The organism is Amycolatopsis sp. cmx-4-54 (genome assembly GCF_046548895.1).
In the GTDB taxonomy this organism is placed as follows: Bacteria; Actinomycetota; Actinomycetes; order Mycobacteriales; family Pseudonocardiaceae; genus Amycolatopsis.
The window spans coordinates 16,564-32,288 of the sequence record NZ_JAEBEJ010000014.1 but is presented as its reverse complement, the minus strand read 5'-3'; the positions used below and the strand labels follow the sequence as shown (position 1 = coordinate 32,288).

Annotated in this window: 11 protein-coding genes; 5 read left to right on the top strand and 6 right to left on the bottom strand. The window is 69.7% G+C overall.

Annotated features, from left to right (window positions below; genetic code table 11):
* Nucleotides 1-157: 157 nt before the first annotated feature.
* Both ACLJQ7_RS35345 and ACLJQ7_RS35340 read right to left on the bottom strand, forming a co-directional pair.
* Nucleotides 158-2,218 carry a YhgE/Pip family protein gene (locus ACLJQ7_RS35345; protein WP_410652514.1) on the bottom strand — a complete coding sequence of 687 codons (2,061 nt, stop codon included), beginning with the start codon at nt 2,216-2,218 and terminating at the stop codon, nt 158-160.
* Nucleotides 2,218-4,911 (bottom strand): MMPL family transporter, encoded by a 2,694-nt coding sequence (locus ACLJQ7_RS35340; RefSeq protein WP_410652513.1) that lies wholly within the window; start codon nt 4,909-4,911, stop codon nt 2,218-2,220. The genes ACLJQ7_RS35345 and ACLJQ7_RS35340 overlap by 1 nt, the downstream gene beginning before the upstream one ends.
* A 116-nt stretch (nt 4,912-5,027) precedes the next feature.
* Between ACLJQ7_RS35340 and ACLJQ7_RS35335 the strand changes: the two genes are divergently transcribed.
* Together ACLJQ7_RS35335 and ACLJQ7_RS35330 are read left to right on the top strand one after the other, a co-directional pair.
* On the top strand, nt 5,028-5,681 hold the full coding sequence (locus ACLJQ7_RS35335) for a TetR/AcrR family transcriptional regulator (RefSeq protein ID WP_410652512.1): 654 nt from the start codon (nt 5,028-5,030) through the stop codon (nt 5,679-5,681).
* A gap of 200 nt (nt 5,682-5,881) precedes the next feature.
* Nucleotides 5,882-6,322, top strand: coding sequence for a hypothetical protein (locus tag ACLJQ7_RS35330; protein WP_410652511.1), 441 nt, complete (start codon nt 5,882-5,884; stop codon nt 6,320-6,322).
* Here ACLJQ7_RS35330 and ACLJQ7_RS35325 read toward each other — a convergent pair.
* The 4 genes from ACLJQ7_RS35325 to ACLJQ7_RS35310 all read right to left on the bottom strand — a co-directional run bounded on the left by ACLJQ7_RS35325 (nt 6,294) and on the right by ACLJQ7_RS35310 (nt 11,514).
* The gene (locus ACLJQ7_RS35325; protein WP_410652510.1) at nt 6,294-9,176 is read right to left on the bottom strand and encodes a BTAD domain-containing putative transcriptional regulator; all 2,883 of its coding nucleotides are present in this window, start codon (nt 9,174-9,176) and stop codon (nt 6,294-6,296) included. The two genes, ACLJQ7_RS35330 and ACLJQ7_RS35325, sit on opposite strands and share 29 nt — an antisense overlap.
* Nucleotides 9,177-9,196: 20 nt before the next feature.
* On the bottom strand, nt 9,197-9,859 hold the full coding sequence (locus tag ACLJQ7_RS35320; RefSeq protein ID WP_410652509.1) for a response regulator: 663 nt from the start codon (nt 9,857-9,859) through the stop codon (nt 9,197-9,199).
* Nucleotides 9,856-11,022 (bottom strand): sensor histidine kinase, encoded by a 1,167-nt coding sequence (locus tag ACLJQ7_RS35315; protein ID WP_410652508.1) that lies wholly within the window; start codon nt 11,020-11,022, stop codon nt 9,856-9,858. Before ACLJQ7_RS35315 ends, ACLJQ7_RS35320 begins: the two co-directional genes overlap by 4 nt.
* 120 nt (nt 11,023-11,142) lie before the next feature.
* A complete protein-coding gene (locus tag ACLJQ7_RS35310) occupies nt 11,143-11,514 on the bottom strand; it encodes an MmcQ/YjbR family DNA-binding protein (protein ID WP_410652507.1) in 372 nt (123 codons plus the stop codon).
* Nucleotides 11,515-11,786: 272 nt separating this feature from the next.
* On the opposite strand from ACLJQ7_RS35310, the gene ACLJQ7_RS35305 reads away from it, so the two are divergent.
* The 3 genes from ACLJQ7_RS35305 to ACLJQ7_RS35295 are packed head-to-tail and all read left to right on the top strand — an operon-like array spanning nt 11,787 to nt 15,721.
* Nucleotides 11,787-12,995, top strand: a complete 1,209-nt coding sequence (locus ACLJQ7_RS35305; RefSeq protein ID WP_410652506.1) for an SGNH/GDSL hydrolase family protein — start codon at nt 11,787-11,789, stop codon at nt 12,993-12,995.
* A 51-nt stretch (nt 12,996-13,046) separates the two neighbouring features.
* A complete protein-coding gene (locus tag ACLJQ7_RS35300) occupies nt 13,047-14,432 on the top strand; it encodes an FAD-binding oxidoreductase (RefSeq protein WP_410652505.1) in 1,386 nt (461 codons plus the stop codon).
* 26 nt (nt 14,433-14,458) lie between these two features.
* The gene (locus ACLJQ7_RS35295; RefSeq protein ID WP_410652504.1) at nt 14,459-15,721 is read left to right on the top strand and encodes a class I SAM-dependent methyltransferase; all 1,263 of its coding nucleotides are present in this window, start codon (nt 14,459-14,461) and stop codon (nt 15,719-15,721) included.
* The last annotated feature ends 4 nt before the right edge of the window (nt 15,722-15,725 follow it).

Genomic DNA, 15,725 nt, shown 5'->3' with positions numbered 1-15,725 from the left:
TACGGGTGAGCGTGGTCTCGGTGCCGGGGTCGCGAGTGGCGACTCGGGTTCCACCAGGGGGTCGTGAGTGATAAAGAGCGTTAGAACGACCATTACCACTCACGACCGTGATCGGCTTCGCGCCACGAAACCAGTCTGGACAGTCAGCGGGAACGGCCTAAGCCAGCCGAAGCTCCCTGCCAGGCAAGGAGCGCCGCCGGTCCGTCACCAGGATCATCGCCAGCGTCCCGATCGCCAGCCACACCACCAGCTGCACGATCCCCGACGTCAGGCCGTCCGACCCCGTCAGCAGCGAGCGCAGCGCGACCAGCGCGCCGTTGGTCGGCAGGATCCCCAGCGCGGTCCCGAAAAAGCCGGGCACGGTCGAAACCAGCGAAGCGCCGACAGTGAGCACGAGAATCGCGAGGGCGGCGAAGCGGCCAGGACGTTTGAAGATCGCCACCAGCGCTTGGTTCACCACGGTGAACGTCCCCGCCGCGAGGACGAGGAGCACCAGCAGGGTCACGGCCTTTCCGAAGCTCAGGCCGAGGAACACCCAGAACACCCCGGTCAGGATCAAGGCGGTCAGCACCGCCAGCGTCGCACCGGGGACGGCCGCGGCGAGGATGATCCGCCAGCTCGGTTCACGGGTGGTGCGCACGCTCGGCGGCACCGCCTGGATCACCTGGTACGTCGCCAGCGCGCACACCCACAGCGCCAGCACGAGGATCAACGCCACCGCGCCTTCGCCGAACGTTCCCGAACCCGCCGTGTCGGCGATCGCGGGGGTGGCGGCGACCTGTTTGAGGTGCTCGCGTTCGGCCTGGGTGTAGTCGGGCACCTTGCCCCGGCCGTCGTTGAGGCCCTTCGCCAGCTCCGAAGCGCCGGATTCGGCGCGCTCGGCGCCGTCGGCGGCGGTGCGGGCGCCGGTGGCGAGTTCACCCGCGCCGGTCGACAGGGTGGTCGCGCCACCGGCGAGCTGACCGGAGCCGTCGGCGAGTTGCCGCGCACCGGAGTCCGCGGCCTTGACGCCGGCGTCGAGTTTCCGCGCGCCGTCGGCCGCCGTGCCGATACCCCCCGCGAGTTCCTTCGACCTGTCCGCGAGCTGCCGGTTCCCGTCGGCGACCTTCTGTGAGCCCGCCGAGAGGTCTTGCACCGCCTTCTTCGTCCGCACGACGGCGTCGCGGATTTCGGCGCGTTTGCCGTCGAGGATCGCGGCATCGGCCGTGAGCTTTTCCGAAGCTGCCTTCAGATCGGTGCAGAACTTGGTGTCCTGATCGCATTTCCGCGCCAGCTCGGCGAACTTCCGCGCCGAATCGCCCGCCGACGGCAACGCGTCGATGATCCGCACGACCTTGTCCGCCAGCGGCGAGATCTTGTCGGCCAGCTGCTTGTTGCCGTTCGCGACCTGCTGCGCCCCGTCGGCCAGTTCCCTGGTCAACCGGGGCAGTTGCGCGGTGTCCTTCTCGGCCTGGGTCAGGCCCGACGACAACCGGCCGGAACCGGTGGCGAGCTGCCCGGTGCCGTTCGCGAGCTTGCGCGCGCCGTCCGCCAGCTGACCCGCGGCCCCGCTGAGCTTTCCCGCCCCACCGGCGAGTTCTCCCGCTCCCGCGGCCAGTTTCCCGGTTCCGTCGGACAACTGACGCAGCCCGACGACGAGCTGGTCGCCGCCGTCGGCCGCGGTCACGAGTTGCTGGTGGATCGAAGAGAACCCGACGTACAGATTGTCCACATAGGTCTCGACGATCTGGCGGTTCAGCGCGGTGAGCGTCGCGTTCGCGACTTCCCGGCTCGCCACCGGGTCGACGAGGCCGGTGCGCTGCGATGTCTCGACACGCATGATCGCCTGCTTCGCGTCGAGCGGTTTCCCGGTCGTCGACGTGGCCTGCGCGGAGAACTCCGGCGGGATGGTGACGACCGCCGAATACGTGCCGTCGGAGATGCCTTCCTTCGCGTCGTCGGCGTCGGTGAGCACCCAGGTGTACGCGGAATCCTCGCCGTGCACGAGGTTTCCGGCCAGTTCCCGGCCGAGCGGGAGCACCTGGCCGTTCACCGTCACCGGCTCGTCGTTGTTGACCACGGCGGCCTTGGCCGCGCCGTGGTCGCCGCCGGGCGACCAGAACGCCCACGCCAGACCGAGCGCGACGATCACCGGGACGAGCACGATCCCGAGCCAGGTCTTCCAGGTCAGCGGGCCGAAGGCGGTCGCACGGGCGGAGCCGGTGAAGAAGCGGGACATCAGCGGACCTCGGCGGGGACGGGGGCGGGCGAAAGGGCGAGGCCCGCGACGGCGGTGGTGGGCAGCAGATCCCGCACGATCGCGAGACTCTGGCAGGACACGGCGAACGTCGCGGCCCTGCTCGCGAACGCCGCTCTCAGACCGGCGCGCTGCGAGGTGGCGACGACGGTGTCCAGATCGTCGAGGAAGACGAGCCCGACGCCGTCGTCGAGCGCGCGGCGGACCTCCCCTGCCGGGTCGTCGGTCTCCTTGCAGGCGATGAAGGCGACGTTCCGCCGGACCGCGTGCGCGTGCTGTGGCAGCACCCGCCCGAGGACCTTCAGATCGCCGCGAACGTTCGGGACACGGCCGGCCAGCGCGTAGAGCAGGGCGCTCTTGCCCGCCGGGCCGGAACCGTGCACGGCGAGGATCTCCCCCGGCCCGAGGTGCAGCTCGACGTCACGGAAGACGGTGCGCCCGCGATCGTCGTCGACGCCGAGACCGGCGGCGCTGATCACTTCCGCCGAGCCGGGCGCGGGCCAGTCGGCGAGCCGGAGTTCGTGGACGAGACCGTCGCCCTCGGCGTCGAACACCGGGAGCTTGCGGTCCAGCCACGGCGGCAGCCCCCAGGCCCGCGGGCCCAGCAGCGCGAGGATCGCCGGGACGAGGGTCATCCGCACGAGGAAGGCGTCCACGAACACGCCGACGGCGAGACTGAACGCGATCGTTTTGATCGTGGCGCTGCCGTCGGGCACGAACGCGGCGAACACGCCCAGCATGATCACCGCCGCCGCGGTCACGACCCTCGACGCGGACACGAACCCCGTTTCGATCGCCTTGTGCGCGTCGCCGTGGTGGACGTAGTCCTCGCGGATCCGGGACACCAGGAACACTTCGTAGTCCATGGCAAGTCCGAACAGGACACCCATCAGGATGATCGGCAGGAAGCTGATCACACTGCCGGTGCGGGTCACGCCCAGCGCCTCGGCCAGATGCCCTTGCCCGAACACGAACGACGTGGCGCCGAACGCGGCACCGATCGACAGCAGATAGCCGAACGTGGCTTTGAGCGGGACGAGGATCGAGCGGAACACCATCGCCAGCAGCACCAGCGAAAGCCCGACGACCAGGATGCCGAACGGTAGCAGCGCGTCGCCGAGCTGCGTGGACACGTCGATGCCGACGGCGGTGAACCCGGTGACCGCGGTCTGCACGCCGTACCGTTCCTTGAACTGCCCCTCCATCGCGCGCAGCCGTTCGACGAGGTCGTCGGTCGCCTCGTCGTAGGCGCCGGTCGTCGGCACGACCTGGATGATGGCGGTGTCGCCCTTGGGGTTCGGCGTGGCGAGCGGGACGACGGCGACGCCGGGCACCCCGCGGATGTCGTCGGCGATGCCGTTGGTGATCCCGATCGGGTCGGTGGTCGAGAGGATGTCCGCGGTGACGACCAGCGGGCCGTTGAAGCCGGGACCGAAATGCTCCGCGACGGTGTCGTAGGCGACGCGGGCGGGCGTGCCGTCTTCGTCGGTTCCGTTGTCCGGCAAGGCGAGCCGGAGATCCAGTGCGGGCGCCGACGCCACCGCGAGCACCCCGACGATCAGCGCGATCGTCACCCACGGCGATTTCGTGGCGAGCCGGACCCAGCGGAGGCTGAAGCGCGACTTCTTCTTGCGCTTGCTCTTCTTCGACTTCTTGGGCCGCAGCCGTTCGCCGGCGAACGCCAGCAGCGCGGGGATCAGCGTGATGGCCACGATCACCGCGACCGCGACGCCGCCCGCCGCCGCGATACCCATCGTGGTCAGGAACGGGATCCCCGCGACGAACAGGCCCAGCAGGGCGATCACCACGGTGAGCCCGGCGAAGATGACCGCGGATCCCGCGGTGGCGGTCGCCCTCGCGATGGACTCCTCGACGTCGAGTCCCTCGGCGAGCTGATCCCGGTGCCGGGAAAGCAAAAAGAGCGCGTAGTCGATGCCGACGGCGAGGCCGAGCATGACCGCGAGCATCGGCGCCGTGGAGGACACGGTCGCCACCGAGGTCGCCGCGTAGACCAGCGCCACCGAGACCCCGACGCCGAGGATCGCCGTCAGCAAAGGCATTCCGGCCGCGATGAACGAACCGAACACCATGAGCAGCACCACGAGCGCGATGACGAGACCGATCCCCTCGGTGGGGCTGAGCTTCGGCACCTTGTCCGAGAACGCGTCGCCACCGGTGAGCACCTCGGTGCCGTGACCGATCCGGCTCTCCAGATCCTGCGCGATCCCGGCGAGCGCGGTCCTCGTCGACGGCTCGATGTCGGCGAGCCCGACGTCGAGCTGCACGGTGACCAGCGCGGCGCGGCCGTCCTTGGACACCGCGTCGTGCACGTTCGCGTCGAAGGGGTTCACCACCGTCGCGACCTGCGGGGCCCTGGTCAGCTCCGGCACGACGGCGGAGACGGAGTCGCGCACGACGGCGGAATCCGCCCGCTGACCTTCGGGAACGAGCACGACCAGCTGCGCCGAAGTCCCGCTCACCTGCGGGAAGACCCGCCCGAGGTGGTCGAGTGCCTCTTGGGACTCCGAGCCGGGGATCGCGAACGTGTCGTCGGTGCCCTGGCCGAACAGCAGCGCCGCGCCGCCCGCGACACACAGCATGACCAGCCACAACGCGGTGACCAGCACACGTCCGCGAGCGGCCAGCCTGCCGAGGCGGTAGAGGAATGACGACACGATCGGCTCCCGGCACTCGTTGGATACATGGCGTATCGTAATGCACGCTGTATCCGATTCACGCTGTATCCTGTCCCACAGCCGGGTGAACCGGGCCGATACGGAAGAATGACGAGATGACCGACGAGCGGGGCGCCACCATGACCAGGCGCCGGGCGGACACCCGCCGACGGCTGATCGACGCGGCGTACGAGGCCTTCTCCGAACGCGGCATCCGGGACACTCCGGTCGAGCTGATCTGCGAACGCGCCGGCTTCACCCGCGGCGCCTTCTACTCGAACTTCAGCTCGAAGGAAGACCTCTTCCTCGCCCTGTTCCAGGAGGAGAACACCCTCCGGCTCGAACGGTTCCGCGAGGCCACCGAGAGCGTGCTCGGCGAGACCGTCGTCGGCGCGCACGAAGACCTCTCCCCCACCCTCGGGCGGATCGCCGAACTGTTCATGGTCGCGCTCAACGCCGACAAGGACTGGTACCTGCTGTGCGCGGAATTCCGCACGCAGGGCCTGCGGCAGCCGGAGATCCGCGACCGGATCGGTGCCGCGTTCCGGCATTTCCACACCGAACTGGGCGCGATCCTGGTCGGCACGCTCGACCGGATCGGCAGGCGGCTGACGATCTCCGCGGACGACGCGGTGCTCGTCCTGGTCGCCCTTTACGAGCAGGGACTGCAGAACTACCTGCTGGACGGCAGCGAACTCCCCGCCGACGGCCGGTTCGTCAGCGAGCTGATCCCGAAGGTGATGGCCTCGTTGATCGTCCCGGCGAACTGACGCCCTGAAGTCCGTGAAGGCCTCCTTGAGGGACCCAGAGTCCCTCAAGGAGGCCTTCACGGACTTATCACGCGACGCGACACGTTCGCCTTACCCCTCAAGAGTCTTGAGGCGTCGTTTCATCGGGATTTCATGGCTCCGCTTTACGGTTCCGGGCACGGATCCGCGGCCGCGGACCAGTGGTCCACGAGGAGACGTGCATGAGCCCGGCGAACCGGACCCCGTACAACATGGTGGCGCCCAGGGACGACGCGCCGAGTCCCGGGGAACGGGACGGGCTCGTCGGACCGGGCTGGAGCTGGGCCGCGTTCTTCACGCCGTGGGCCGACGGCCGCCCGTCGCCGAAGTACCGGTGGACGTTGTTCGAGAGCGCCACCCATGCCGTCGAAGACCTCCGTCGCTGCCTCGACAGCAGCACCGTCGGCAGGCGCGGCGCACTCTGTTCGTCCGTGCTCCGCAAGCGCGGGGCACCGCGGGAACTGGTGCTGTGCGACGGCGCGGAATGGGCTTACGTCGTCCACGAGGTCCGCGCCGGGGTGCATCTGGCCGACGCGGCCGACACCTACTTCGCGCGCTGGCGGACGAGCATGGCGGGGCACCGCTTCACGATCATCAACGCCGGCGCGCCGACTGTCTGGTGAGGTCCAGACCTTCCAGCGCGAGCGTGCGCTGGAGGGGATCACCGTCGGGCCCGATGGTGGTGAGCACCCACTCGAAATGTTCCCTGGCCGCCACCGGATCGCCCGCGGCGAGATGGGTGCGGCCGAGCCGGTTGCGGATCTCTGACTCCATCCCGGCGATCGTCTCCTCGGTGACCGCCGTCAGCGCCCGCCGCTGAAGCTCGAAAGCCGCGTCGAGGTTCCCCAGTTCCAGTTCCGCGGCACCCAGCCGGGCGAGACTGGTGGCGATCAGCAGGCCGTCCGTGGTCTCCTCGGCGAGTTCGACGGACCGCCGGAAATCCAGCGCGGCTTCGGCGAACCTGCCGATCTCCAGCCGGACGGTGCCACAGTGGCACAGCACCCTGGCCAGCATTCCCGGACTGCCGATCTCCTCGCTCAGCTCGCGAGCTCGGCCGAGGTGGACGAGCGCCTCTTCGTGCTCACCCTGCAGGTAGGCGAGATACCCCAGTGCGGACAGCGATCTCTCCGCGAGCCAGCCGTCCCCGACCTCGTCGGCCAAGGCCATCACCCGCCGCGCACCGGGGATGGCGAGATCGTGTCTGCCGTCGATCAGATCCGACATGGCGAGCCCGCCCAGCGCCCGCGCCTCCACCCCGAGGTCGCCCGAGGCCTGGCCCGCCCGCAGCGCGTCGTCGAACCAGCCGCGCGCCCGGTCGAGTTGCCCTTGCATGGCATAGGCGTAGCCGAGGCAGAACCGCAGCGAAGAGACGAGGCGTTCGTCTTCGGCCTGTTCCGCGAGTGGCAGCGCGACCTGCAACGCCGTCCGGCATTCGTGGTACCGCTGCTGACGCGCGAGATAGTCGACCAGACCCTCGGCGACCGAGCACGCGAGTTCGGCCAGCCCGGCTTCGGCCGCTTGCGACACCACCTCCGGCAGGTCGCCGGCCGCGTCGAGCCAGGCGGAAGCGTCACGCTGCCCGGTGAACGGTCCCCCGGTCTCCAACGGAAATCGCGCGACCCCCCATTCGCTCGCCCGGCGAGCAGCACCGAGGTAGAGCCCGTACACCCGTTTCCGGGCCGCTTCGGCGGCGTCTTCGGGCATCTCCCCGGCGAGCCGGCGGGCATAGACGGCCACCAGGTCGTGCAGCCGGTAGCGGCCACTCGCGGGCTCCTGCACGAGGCTGGCGTCGACGAGGCTTTCCAGCCGCCGCTCGGCTTCGGCGGGCGAGCAGTCCAGCAGAGCGGCGACCGACAACCGGTCGAATTCGGTCGTCGGCGACAGGCCGAGCACGCTGAACGCGCTCTGCTCGGCGGGCCGCAGCTGGTCGTACGACAGGCGCAGCGCCACCTCGACACTGCGATCCTCCGCCGTCAGTTCGCCGAGTCTGCGCTCGTCGTCCGACATCCGGTCGACCAGGTCCTTGAACGTCCACATCGGACGATTCTGCAATCGGGCACCCGCGATCCGCAGCGCGAGCGGCAGCCGCCCGCACAGCCCGGCGAGCGCACGCACGGCGAACCGCTCCCCCTCCGCCCTCGGCGCCCCCACGATGCGGCTGAGCAGCCGTTCGGCCGCTTCGAGGCCCAGCGCGCCAAGGGAAACGCGGCGGTCGGCGTCCAAACCGGACAGCCGACGGCGGCTGGTCACCAGCACGCGGCTGCCCGGCCCGGACGGCAGCAGCGGCCGCACCTGCCCGGCGGACTCGGCGTTGTCGAGCACCAGCAGCAACCGCAGCTGCGCGGTCGCCGCCCGCCAGGAGGCGGCCAGTTCGTCGAGATCGTCCGGCATCGCCCCGTCCTCGACACCGACCGCGCGCAGCAACCGCCGCAGCGCGCGTTCCGGCGTCACCGGCTCGCGGCCTTCCGTGTAACCGTGGAGATCCACGAACAAGGCACCGTCCGGATAGGACTCGTGGAGCCGGTGGGCCGCGCGCACCGCGAGCGTGGTCTTCCCCGCGCCGGGAACACCGTCGACGGCGTCGACCGAGACCGACTCCGGATCGCCGTCTTCGACGAGCAGCGCGAGTTCCCGGTCCCTGCCGACGAGTTCGCCGTTGGTGGCGGGCAGTTCGTTGCGGATCCGGCGGGACGGCTCGCGGCGCGGTGCCACCCCGAGCAGCGACTCGTCGCCGCGCAGCACCGCTTCCTGCACCTGCCGCAGTTCCTCACCCGGCTCGACGCCGAGCTGCTCGATCAGCCGCTCGCGGACGTCGGTGAACACCTCCAGCGCCTCCGCCTGCCGCCCGCCGCCGTAGAGCGCCCGCATCAGCAACGCGGCCAGCGGCTCGCTCGGCGGATCGGCGGACACCAGCGCCGACAGCTCGCCGATCACCTCGTCGAACCGCCCGAGTTTCAGCTGGGCCCGCAGTTTCCGGCGCAGCAGCAGAAGCCTGCGTTCCTCGAGCCGTCGCCGCTCCCCCTGGACGAATGCGCCGGGCAGCCCCGTCAGCGGCTCGCCGTGGAACAGCCGGAGCGCGTCGGCGAAGGTGTCCACCGCGGCGACGAGGTCGCCGGACTCCTCGGCGGCGGCCGCGACGGCGGCGATCTCCTCCAGCCGGACCACGTCCAGCCGGACCCCGCCGCTGGCGAACCGGTAGCCGCCGCGATCGGACACGATCACCGAGTCCCGCGGCTTCTGGCCCGAGGTGTCCAGGCATTGCCGCAGCCGCCGGACGTACACCGGCAGCACGTTGGACTCCGGCGGCTTTTCCCAGAGCCCGTCGGTGAGTTCGTAGTGGCTGACGGTCACGTCCGGGCGCAGCAGCAGCGCGGCCAGCACGGCCTGCTGCCGGACCGGCCCCAGGTCCAGCCGGGTCTCCCCGTGCCAGGCCCGCAACGGGCCGAGTAGTTCGAAGCGGAGTCGCGAGTCCGGCATTGTCCCCCCATCGTTGCGCATCAGCCCGGCACCACGATCCCGTGGTCGAACGCGTACACGATCGCCGCCGCCCGGTCCCGCAACTGGAGTTTCGTGAAGATCCGGCCGATATGGCTTTTCACGGTCACCTCCGAGATGACGAGGGCCGCGGCGATCTCCGCGTTGGTCAGCCCGCGGCCGATCGCCCTGAGCACGTCCTGTTCCCTCGGGGTCAGCAGTTCCGGTGAGCGTCCGCCGCTGCCGTTCCCGGCGGCCTGCCGGTACGCGGCGAGCACCCGCCCGGTGACGCCGGGGTCGAGCCACGCGTCACCCGCGGCGACCGCCCGCACGGCCCGGATCAGGTCTTCGGCAGGCGAATCCTTGAGGACGTACCCGGCCGCGCCCGCGCGCAGCGCGTCGGCCAGGAGGTTGTCGTCGTCGAAGGTGGTCAGCGCGAGCACTGGCGGATGCCCGCCGGTCCGCCGCAGCCGCCTGGTCGCCTCGACCCCTCCGACGTCCTTCATCCGCAGGTCCATCACGATCACGTCGACCTCGTGCGCGGCCAGCGCCGCAGGCACTCCCGAGCCGTCGCCGCATTCCCCCGCGATGACGAACCCGTCGCGACGCCGCAGGATGCGCCGCAGCCCGGACCGGACCAGCTCCTGGTCGTCGACCAGCAGCACCTGGATCTCGGCGGCGGTCACGGCTTGACCCCCGGCACGGTGACCTGCACGATCCACTGCCTGCCGCTGGGCCCGGCGCTGAGATCGGCGCCGAGCTGGGCCGCGCGGACGGCCATCCCCGCCAGTCCCGAACCGTCCTCCGCCGCGCGCCGGACGGTCCCGGGGAGGGTGTTGCTGACGATGAGTTTCACCCCCGAACGGCCGGCGTTCAGCCGGACCTCGGCGGCCGCTCCTGGGGCATGCTTGACGACGTTGACCAATGATTCCTGCACGATCCGGTAGAGGCCCAATCCTTCCGAGGCGCCTACCCGACCGAGGTCGCCTTCCTGTGTATAGCGCACCGCCAGCCCGGCGCTGCTAGTGCGTTCCACCAGCGTCGCGATGTCCTCCACCCCTGGTAGCGGGGCGCTGCCCGACGGGGAGTCGGCGAGCAGGCCGACCGTGCGGCGGATGTCGGCCATCGCGGCCCGTCCCACCTGCTCGGCTTCGGTGAGCGCTTCGATCGCCTCGTCGACGTCGCGATCCTGCTGCAACGCGTGCCGGGCGCCGGTCAGATGCAACAGCGTGATGCTGAGCGAATGGCCGACGACGTCGTGCACCTCACGCGCGATCCGCTGGCGTTCGGCGAGCAGGGCCTTGTCGCGGGAGGCGTCCCGGTTGCCGCGTTCGGCGTCCAGCACCCTGGTGTACCAGCGGACCATGAGCCCGCCACTGAGACCGAGCAGGATCGCGACCATGTACACCGGCCCGCCGATAAGCCCGCCCCAGATCCCCGCCACGACCAGTACCGCCTCGCTCGCGACGGTGACGATGGCGATCGCCCACGTCGTCCGCAGGACACTGCCCGCTTCGGTGACCGCGACCAGCAGCAGCAACGGCGCGAAATCCGGGAGCACGGGCTCGAGGAGCAGCACCGAGGAGGCGATGATCAGCGCCGTCATCCGCACCCACGGCATGATCCAGTTCGTGATCGTCCAGATCACCGACGGCGCGATCACGATCAAGCCGGCCAGCGCGATCGGCTCGGGCGGCAGCAGCGCGTCCCGCTGCACCAGCGCGACCGCCGTGAACACGAAGCTCACGGCGCTCGCGCACAGCGCCCCCCACCACGGCAGGGTCAGCCCGGCCCGGGTGAGACTCGCCTGCACCCGTGCCCGGAACCGGTCCCGCAAGATCTCCAGCACGGCATCAGCCTAGGAAGTCCCGATGAGCGAGTCATCGTGCGGCGGGCGGCACCCGTCTCCGCCCACGGTAGGAGGCCGGGCGAGCACGGTGGGATGAAATCCGGATGAAACCCGGGTCGGTCATTCCCGGCTGAGCGCGACCCAGTTCAGTTTCTCCTGTTCTCGTTTCGGCAGGCCCGCGACGACGAGGTCGTAGGAGTCCTCGATCATCTCCCGCACGAAGTCGCTGGTCAGCGAACCGTCCAGCTCGACGGTGTTCCAATGTCGTTTGTTCAGGTGGTAGCCGGGGATGATCGCCGGATGCTCGGCGCGCAGCCGGACCGCCAGATCGGGCTCGCATTTGAGACTGATCCGCAGCGGCTTCGCCTTGAACGGGCCGAGCGCGAAGACCTTGCCCGCGACCTTGTACACGTTGATGTCCTCGCCGAACGGGAACTCCTCCCGCGCGCCTGGGAGGGCGAGGCAGAGCTTCGCGAGAGCAGCAGGCTTCATGGCGTTCAGGCTAGGTCGTGTCCTGTGAGCCGGTTCGATGGGCTTCGTGATCCAGGTGGTCTCTGGCGGTGCGGGCGGATCGGCCTCGTACCGGGTCGTACTCGGCCGCATCCGCCCGTGCCGTCAGGGACCACCTGGGCGCGAAGACCGCGAACAGGCTCACAGGACACGACCTGGCGTCCACCGACAGAAACCTGTCCTGTCCAGGTCGTTGACCGGCTGTCGGTGATTCCTTGACGATGAGTGGAGCCAACTGGTGGAGGCGAACCGACATGCGCGTGAAGTATCTCGCCGTAGCGGGAATCCTGGTGCTGGGCTTGGTGCCGAGTGCCGCGGCGACCCCGGTGGAGAGCCTCGCCACCAGCGGCTGGGTGGGCACCTGGGCGGCGGCGCCCGCGGCCGGGGTGGCCGGGACCGACAACGGCTACCCGAACTTCTCGATCCGCAACATCGTGCACACCAGCGCCGGCGGGCACGAGGTCCGCGTACGGCTGTCCAACGCCTTCGGCCGGACTCCGGTGCTGTTCGGCCGGGTGACCGTCGCGGTCGCCGCGGGCCCGGACACCCCGCAGGCCGTGCCGGGCACGATGCGCGCGCTGACCTTCGGCGGGGACCGTGAGGTCACCGTGCCGCCGGGCGCCGACATCGTCAGCGACGGCACGGCGCTGACCGTGCCGAGGGACGGCGACCTGCTGGTCACCACGTACACCCCGGCGCCGTCGGGTCCGGTCACCTACCACCCGCTCGCCATGCAGAACTCGTACTTCACCCGGAACGGCGACAAGGCGGCCGACGAGTCGGCGGCCGCGTTCCCGGAGAAGACCGCGGTCTGGCACTACGTGTCCGGAGTGGACGTCCGCGGCGCCGGGTTGCGGGGCAGCGTCGTGGCGATCGGCGACTCGATCACCGACGGGGCGCATTCGACCTGGGGCGCGAACCTGCGCTGGCCCGATCAGCTCGCCGACAAGATCAGCGCGCGTCTCGGCGTGCTCAACGCGGGGATCAGCGGGAACCGCCTGCTGCTCGACGGCGGCAACTACGGCGTCAACGCGCTGGCCAGGCTCGACCGGGACGTCCTGAACCAGTCCGGCGTGCGGACGGCGATCGTGTTCGAGGGCATCAACGACATCCAGCAGACCCCGCACCAGGCCGATCCGAACAAGATCATCTCGGCGCTGAAGCAGATCGCGACGAGGGCGCACGACCGCGGGCTGCGGGTGCTGGGCGCGACGATCACCCCGTGGAAGGGCTGGGGTTCGTACACGCCGCAGCTGGAGGAGACCCGGCAGGCGGTGAACCGGTTCATCCGGACCAGCAGGCTCTTCGACGGATACGTCGACTTCGACGCGGCGATCCGCGATCCCGCCGATCCACAGCGAATGAAACCCGAATACGACTCCGGCGATCACCTCCATCCCGGCGACAAGGGCTTCACCGCCATGGCGAACGCCGTCCCGCTGCCCGGACTCCGGCACGAATAAGGGCTGCGCCAGGCGGTTTCGTGGGGCACGATGAACTGATGGCGATCAGGAATGACTAGCGGAGACAGCGGTACCCGAGCGACGGCGCGGCTGGTCCGGTTCGCCGAACACGACGCCCGCGCCGAAACCCTCCGCGCGCAGCTCGCGGATCTCCACGGAACGATCCGGCTGGCGAAACGGACGTCGAACCTGTTCCGGGCACGGACGGCGACCACCACACCCGGTCTGGACGTCTCGGGATTCACGCAGGTCCTCGACGTCGATCCCCTGGCGCGCACGGCCGACGTCGAAGGCATGGTCACCTACGAGCAGCTGGTGGACGCGACCCTGCCCCACGGGTTGATGCCGCTGGTCGTGCCGCAGCTCAAGACGATCACGCTCGGCGGCGCGGTCACCGGTCTCGGCATCGAGTCGTCCTCGTTCCGCAACGGGCTCGTGCACGAGTCGGTGCTGGAGATGGAGCTGCTCACCGGTGACGGCAGGATCGTCGTCGCCCGGCCGGACAACGAGCACAGTGACCTGTTCCACGGCTTCCCGAACTCGTACGGGACGCTCGGCTACGCGCTGCGGCTCAAGATCGAACTCGAGCCGGTCAAACCATACGTGCGGCTCGACCACGTCCGGTACGACGACACCGAGGAGTACTTCGCGGCGCTCGGCGAAGCCTGCCGTAGCGGGTCGGCCGACTTCGTGGACGGAACCGTCTTCGGGCCGGGCGAGCAATACCTGACGCTGGGCACGTTCACCACCTCGGCGCCCGCGACCAGCGACTACACCTGGCTCGACATCTACTACAAGTCGATCCGCTCGCGCGAGACGGACCATCTGAGCGTCCGGGACTACCTGTGGCGCTGGGACACGGACTGGTTCTGGTGCTCGCGGGCGTTCGGTGTGCAGCACCGGCTCCCCCGGCTGCTGCTGGGCAGGCGGCTGCTGCGGTCTTCGGTCTATTGGAAGGCGGTGGCGCTCGACCGCCGGTTCGGGGTCGCCGCGAAACTGCTCAAGCTGCGCGGGCTTCCGCCGGAAGAGACCGTCGTGCAGGACATCGAGGTGCCGCTCTCGCGGGCGGCGGAGTTCCTGGACTTCTTCCGCCGCGAGATCCCCATCAGCCCGGTGTGGATCTGCCCGCTGAAGCAGCGGCCGGGTGGCGTGAACTCGCCGCTGTACGAACTGGACCCCGAAACGCTGTACGTCAACTTCGGGTTCTGGTCGGCGGTCCCGCTGGACCCCGGCGAGGAGCCGGATACGCACAATCGGCTGATCGAGGCCGAAGTGACGCGACTCGGCGGGCGGAAGTCGCTGTATTCCGACAGTTTCTATACCGAAGACGAGTTCTGGCGGCTGTATAACGGTGACGCCTACCGGAAATTGAAGACGGCCTACGACCCCGACGGCCGCCTGCTCGACCTGTACGCGAAATGCGTGCGGCGGCGGTGACCCGGGCCGGAAGAAGAGAGACGACCATGGCTGAGACGACGACCGTCGGCAAGATCTTCGAGCGGTTGCTCGGCCCGAGCACCGAAGTGTCCATCACCGCCTATGACGGCAGCACGAGCGGGCCCGCGGACGCACCCGTGTCGATCGAGGTGCGATCGCCGCTGGCGTTGACCTACCTGATGTCGTCCCCGGGCGACCTCGGTCTCGCGCGGGCCTACGTCGCCGGCGCACTCGACGTAGGCGGCGACCTCTACACGGCGTTGCGCGCGCTCGTTTCCCAGGTCGATCAGCTCAGCGCCGCCGACCGGTTGTGGCTGCTGCGCGAACTCGGCCCCAGGCATCTGCGCCGCGTCGCCCCACCCGCCGAAGAACTGCCGAGCCGGTTCAAGCGCGTCGTCGACGGGCTGAGGCACTCGAAAGCGCGTGACAGCAACGCGATCTCCAACCACTACGACGTCTCGAACCGGTTCTACGAACTGGTGCTCGGGCCGTCGATGGCCTACACCTGCGCCGCGTATCCGTCCGCCGACGCCTCGCTGGAGGAGGCACAGGCGCACAAATTCGACCTGGTGTGCCGGAAACTCGGCCTCCGGCCGGGAATGCGGCTGCTGGACGTCGGCTGCGGCTGGGGCGGGATGGTGGAGCACGCCGTCGCGAACTACGGCGTCGAGGCGCTGGGCGTGACCCTTTCGCGTGAGCAGGCGCAATGGGCGCAGAAGGACATCGTGACCAAGGGGCTCGCGGACAAGGCAGAAGTACGGCATCTCGACTACCGCGACGTCACCGAAACGGGCTTCGACGCGGTGTCGTCGATCGGGCTCACCGAACATATCGGCGCCCGCAACCTGCCGTCGTACTTCCGTTTCCTCGCCGGGAAACTGAAGCCGCACGGGCGTTTGCTGAACCACTGCATCACCAATCCGGACACCTCCGTCGCGCACCGGTCACGCGGGTTCATCGACCGGTACGTCTTCCCTGACGGTGAGCTGGAGTCCGTCGGAGAGATCGCCACCGCGATGCACGACAGCGGGCTGGAGGTGCGGCATTCGGAGAACCTCCGCGAGCACTACGCCACCACCCTCGGCGCGTGGTGCGCCAACCTCGACGCGAACTGGGACGCGGCCGTCGCCGAAGCGGGTGCCGGGCGGAGCCGCGTCTGGGCGCTGTACATGGCCGCGTGCCGCCTCGCGTTCGAACGGCGGGAGATCGAACTGCACCAGGTGCTCGGGGTGAAGGTCGGCCCGGACGGTGACTCGGGCATGCCGCTCAGGCCGGATTGGGGTGTTTAGAGGA

Bases quoted from the DNA above. Each gene is read 5' to 3' on its own strand.
- ACLJQ7_RS35345 (WP_410652514.1), bottom strand. From the start codon at position 2,218: ATGTCCCGCTTCTTCACCGGCTCCGCCCGTGCGACCGCCTTCGGCCCG.
- ACLJQ7_RS35310 (WP_410652507.1), bottom strand. From the start codon at position 11,514: ATGAAGCCTGCTGCTCTCGCGAAGCTCTGCCTCGCCCTCCCAGGCGCG.
- ACLJQ7_RS35305 (WP_410652506.1), top strand. From the start codon at position 11,787: ATGCGCGTGAAGTATCTCGCCGTAGCGGGAATCCTGGTGCTGGGCTTG.
- ACLJQ7_RS35325 (WP_410652510.1), bottom strand. From the start codon at position 9,176: ATGCCGGACTCGCGACTCCGCTTCGAACTACTCGGCCCGTTGCGGGCC.
- ACLJQ7_RS35300 (WP_410652505.1), top strand. From the start codon at position 13,047: ATGACTAGCGGAGACAGCGGTACCCGAGCGACGGCGCGGCTGGTCCGG.
- ACLJQ7_RS35295 (WP_410652504.1), top strand. From the start codon at position 14,459: ATGGCTGAGACGACGACCGTCGGCAAGATCTTCGAGCGGTTGCTCGGC.
- ACLJQ7_RS35335 (WP_410652512.1), top strand. From the start codon at position 5,028: ATGACCGACGAGCGGGGCGCCACCATGACCAGGCGCCGGGCGGACACC.
- ACLJQ7_RS35330 (WP_410652511.1), top strand. From the start codon at position 5,882: ATGAGCCCGGCGAACCGGACCCCGTACAACATGGTGGCGCCCAGGGAC.